The 3,912-nt window shown below is 72.0% G+C and carries 3 protein-coding genes and 1 pseudogene; 1 reads left to right on the top strand and 3 read right to left on the bottom strand.

Annotation, left to right across the window (positions count from 1 at the left end; translation table 11 throughout):
* Positions 1-214 (bottom strand): annotated as a pseudogene (locus H5J33_RS36830) (hypothetical protein); the annotation flags it as partial.
* Complete coding sequence (locus tag H5J33_RS26580) at positions 211-1,194, bottom strand: aldo/keto reductase (RefSeq protein WP_181797385.1); 984 nt, start codon at positions 1,192-1,194, stop codon at positions 211-213. The gene H5J33_RS26580 and the pseudogene H5J33_RS36830, both read right to left, overlap by 4 nt.
* 326 nt (positions 1,195-1,520) lie before the next feature.
* Between H5J33_RS26580 and H5J33_RS26575 the strand changes: the two genes are divergently transcribed.
* A complete protein-coding gene (locus H5J33_RS26575) occupies positions 1,521-2,576 on the top strand; it encodes an LLM class F420-dependent oxidoreductase (RefSeq protein WP_181797384.1) in 1,056 nt (351 codons plus the stop codon).
* A gap of 223 nt (positions 2,577-2,799) precedes the next feature.
* Here H5J33_RS26575 and corA read toward each other — a convergent pair whose 3' ends face one another.
* Positions 2,800-3,795: a magnesium/cobalt transporter CorA gene (gene corA / locus H5J33_RS26570; RefSeq protein WP_181797383.1), complete on the bottom strand. Its 996-nt coding sequence runs from the start codon at positions 3,793-3,795 to the stop codon at positions 2,800-2,802.
* Positions 3,796-3,912 lie beyond the last annotated feature (117 nt).

Here is a 3,912-nt window from a genome sequence, read left to right as displayed (position 1 = left end):
CGGCTCCCCCCGAGGCACCGGCGTCCCCGGCGGCACCGGCCTCCTCCGAGGTACCGGCGCCCTCCGCCCTCTCGGTCCCGTCGGCGGCGTCCGCCCCCTCGGTACGCCCCTCCGTACCCGAGCCGGCGCTCTCCTCGGCGTCTCCCTCCCGTGTTCCACGGGTGTCCGGCGTCCCCGGCCCGGCTTCCTCCGTGGTCTCCGGCTCCGTGCTCACAGCGTGCTCCAGTCGTGATCGGGATAGCGGTGCACGGGCGCCGACACATCGTCCAGCGCCCGGCAGATCTCGTCAGGAAGACTAAGGGCCTCCACTGACAACGCCGCCGTGAGCTGCTGCGCGGTGCGCGCGCCGACGATCGGCGCGACCACCCCGGGCCGGTCCCGCACCCACGCCAGCGCCACCTGGAGCGGGGTGACCGCGAGCCCGTCGGCCGCCGTCGTCACCGCGTCCACGATGCGGGTCGCGGTGTCGTCCAGGTACGGCTCGACGAACGGCGCGAGATCCTCGGAGGCACCGCGCGAATCCGGCGGAGTGGCGTGCCGGTACTTTCCGGTCAGCACGCCCCGGCCGAGCGGCGAGGACGGCAGCAGGCCCACACCGAGGTCGAGCGCGGCCGGCAGCACCTCCCGTTCCACACCGCGCTGGAGCAGCGAGTACTCCATCTGGGTGCTGGCCAGCCGGGTGCGGGTGCCCGGCGCCGCGAGCTGCCAGGTGGCCGCCTTGGCCAGCTGCCAGCCGCAGAAGTTCGAGACACCGGCGTACCGGGCCCGGCCGCTGCTCACCGCCAGGTCGAGGGCCTGGAGCGTCTCCTCCAGCGGGGTCCCGGGGTCGTAGGCGTGGATGTGCCACAGGTCGACGTACTCCGTGCCCAGGCGGGCCAGGGAGGCGTCGAGCGCGGCGAGCAGATGGCCCCGGGAGCCGTCGAAGCGGCGCTCGGGGTCGGGCACGCTGCCGGCCTTGGTGGAGACGACCAGGTCCCGGCGCGGCACCAGCCCGTCCATGAGCCGCCCGAGCAGATACTCCGCCTCGCCGTCGCCGTACACGTCGGCGGTGTCGACGAGGGTGCCGCCGGCCTCCCAGAACGTCTTCAGCATGTCAGCGGCGTCGTGCTCGTCGGTGTCCCGCCCCCAGGTGAGGGTGCCGAGTCCGATCCGGGACACGCGCAGGCCGGTACGGCCGAGATGCCTCTGCTCCATGCGGGCGAGATTACTGGCCAGAACCGGTGCGATGGGTTGCCTGTGGATAACCACCCCCGAAGGGGACGACCTCCGCGTTCCGTCCCCGGCCAGGGAGACGGACCCGCCGGTCCGTCCCTCGAAGGAGCCCGAAGGAACACGAAAGGGCACGCAGGGACGCAGGGACACAGGGACGCAGGGACACAGGGACACAGGGACACAGGGACACAGGGACACAGGGACACAGGGGATCCTCCGCCCGGCCGCCGCCGCCCTGCCCTCCCGCCCCGCCCCCGCGCTAAGGTCTGCCCCACAAGCACGTTACTCACGGGTAAGGGGAATCGCGCATGCAGCTCGGGATCAACCTCGGTTACTGGGGTGCCGGAATGGACGGCGACAACCTGGCCGTGGCGCAGGAGGCCGACCGGCTGGGCTACGCGGTGTGCTGGGCCGCCGAGGCCTACGGCTCCGACGCGGCCACCGTGCTCAGCTGGGTCGCCGCCCAGACCGAGCGCATCGACGTCGGCTCGGCCATCTTCCAGATCCCGGCCCGCCAGCCCGCGATGACGGCGATGACCGCGGCCACGCTCGACTCGCTCTCCGGCGGCCGGTTCCGGCTCGGTCTCGGCGTCTCCGGCCCGCAGGTCTCCGAGGGCTGGTACGGCGTGAAGTTCGACAAGCCGCTGACCCGCACCCGCGAGTACGTGGAGATCGTCCGCAGGGCGATGACCCGGGAGCGGCTGACGTTCGAGGGCGAGCACTGGACGCTGCCGCTGCCCGGCGGCCCCGGCAAGCCCATCAAGCTGACCGTGCACCCGCAGCGCGAGCACATCCCGCTCTACATCGCCGCCATCGGCCCGAAGAACCTGGAGCAGACCGGCGAGATCGCCGACGGCGCGCTGCTGATCTTCCCCTCCGCCGAGCACCTGGAGGAGACCACGGTCAAGTACCTGCGCGCCGGGCGGGAGAAGGCGGGCCTGACGCTCGACGGGTTCGACGTGTGCCCGACCCTGCCGATCGCCCTCGGCGACGACAAGGACGTGGCCCGGCTCGCCGACACCTTCCGTCCGTACACCGCGCTGTACGTCGGCGGCATGGGCAGCGCGAAGCAGAACTTCTACAACCGGCTGGCCCAGCGCATGGGCTACGAGAAGGAGGCCGCCGAGATCCAGCGGAGGTATCTGTCCGGGGACAAGCAGGGCGCCGCCGCCGCGGTCCCGCAGGAACTCATCGACCGGACCACCCTGCTGGGCTCCGTGGACCGGATCGCCGACCGGATGAAGGCCTACGCCGCCGCCGGGGTCACCACCCTCAGTCTGGCCCCGGCCGGCTTCACGCTCGAGGAGCGGCTCGCCTCCCTGCGGGCCGGCAGCGAGGCCCTGGAGCGCGCCGGACTGGCGTAGCGGAAGCCCCGCGCCGGGGACTTTCCCGGCGCGGGAGTGCGGCGGGGGATTTCCACGGCCGTGGTGGGGGCTCGGGGGTCTTCCCCGCCACGGCCGTCACCGGAAACAACGCCCCCGGCGCCGCACGGTTACGACCCCCGGCGCCCTTCTTTCCCGCCTTCGGCGGTCCCGCCCGGGCGCGGCGGCGCCCCGGCCCCCGCACCCGAAGCCGCGAGGACCGCGCTCACAACCAGCCGCGCCGCTTGAACAGCCGGTACAACAACACCTCCAGCGCGGCCATCAGCACGATCACCGCCGGGTACGACCACAGCCAGTGCAACTCGGGCATGTGGTCGAAGTTCATGCCGTAGACGCCCGCGATCATGGTGGGCACCGCCGCCATCGCCGCCCACGCGGAGATCTTCCGCATGTCGTCGTTCTGCCGGACGCTCATCTGCGCCAGATGTGCCGACAGGATGTCCGACACCAGCCGGTCCAGGGCCTCCACGGACTCGTTCACGCGCGTGAGGTGATCGCCCACGTCCCGGAAGAAGGGCCGGGACTTGTCGTGCACGAACGGCACCGAGTTGCCCAGCGGGCCGTTGCCGGCCAGCCGGGTCAGCGGCAGCGCCAGCGGGCCGGTCGCCCGGCGGAACTCCAGGATCTGCCGCTTGAAGGTGTAGATCCGGGACGCGGTGTTGCGGGAACCGCCGGTGTACGGCCGGAACACCTCCGCCTCCAGCTCGTCCAGGTCGTTCTGCAGCTCCGTCGCCACCTCCAGGTAGTGGTCCACGGTGGCGTCGGCGATCGCGTACAGCACGGCGGTGGGGCCCTTGTCCAGCATCTCCGGCTCCCGCTCCAGCCGCTGCCGCACGGCCGCCAGCCGCGAACCCTCCCCGTGGCGCACCGTCACCACGAAACCCTCACCGACGAAGACCATCACCTCGCCGGCCGAGACCGTGTCGCTCTCGGGTTCGTACACCACCGGTTTCAGCACCATGAACAACGAGTCGTCGTACACCTCCAGCTTGGGCCGCTGATGTGCCTTCAGGGCGTCCTCCACGGCCAGCGGGTGCAGTCCGAACTCCTGGCTGACCTGGTCGAACTCCTCCTCGGAGGGTTCGTACAGGCCGATCCACACGAAGCCGCCCGCGGCCCGTGCCCCGGCGAGCGCGTCGGACAGGTCCGCGGGCCCCTCGCTGCGGTGCCCGTGCCGGTAGACGGCGCAGTCGACGATCACGGAGCGCATTCTCCCTTCGCCCGGTCAACGGCGCACTTCCCGATGCGCCTACCCTTGCCGCATGCCCACGCTGATCCTCGTAAGGCACGGACGCTCCACCGCCAACACCTCCGGCCT

It is taken from the genome of Streptomyces sp. WELS2, assembly GCF_013870595.1.
Classification (GTDB): domain Bacteria; phylum Actinomycetota; class Actinomycetes; order Streptomycetales; family Streptomycetaceae; genus Streptomyces.
This window is presented reverse-complemented; position numbering and strand designations above follow the sequence as displayed.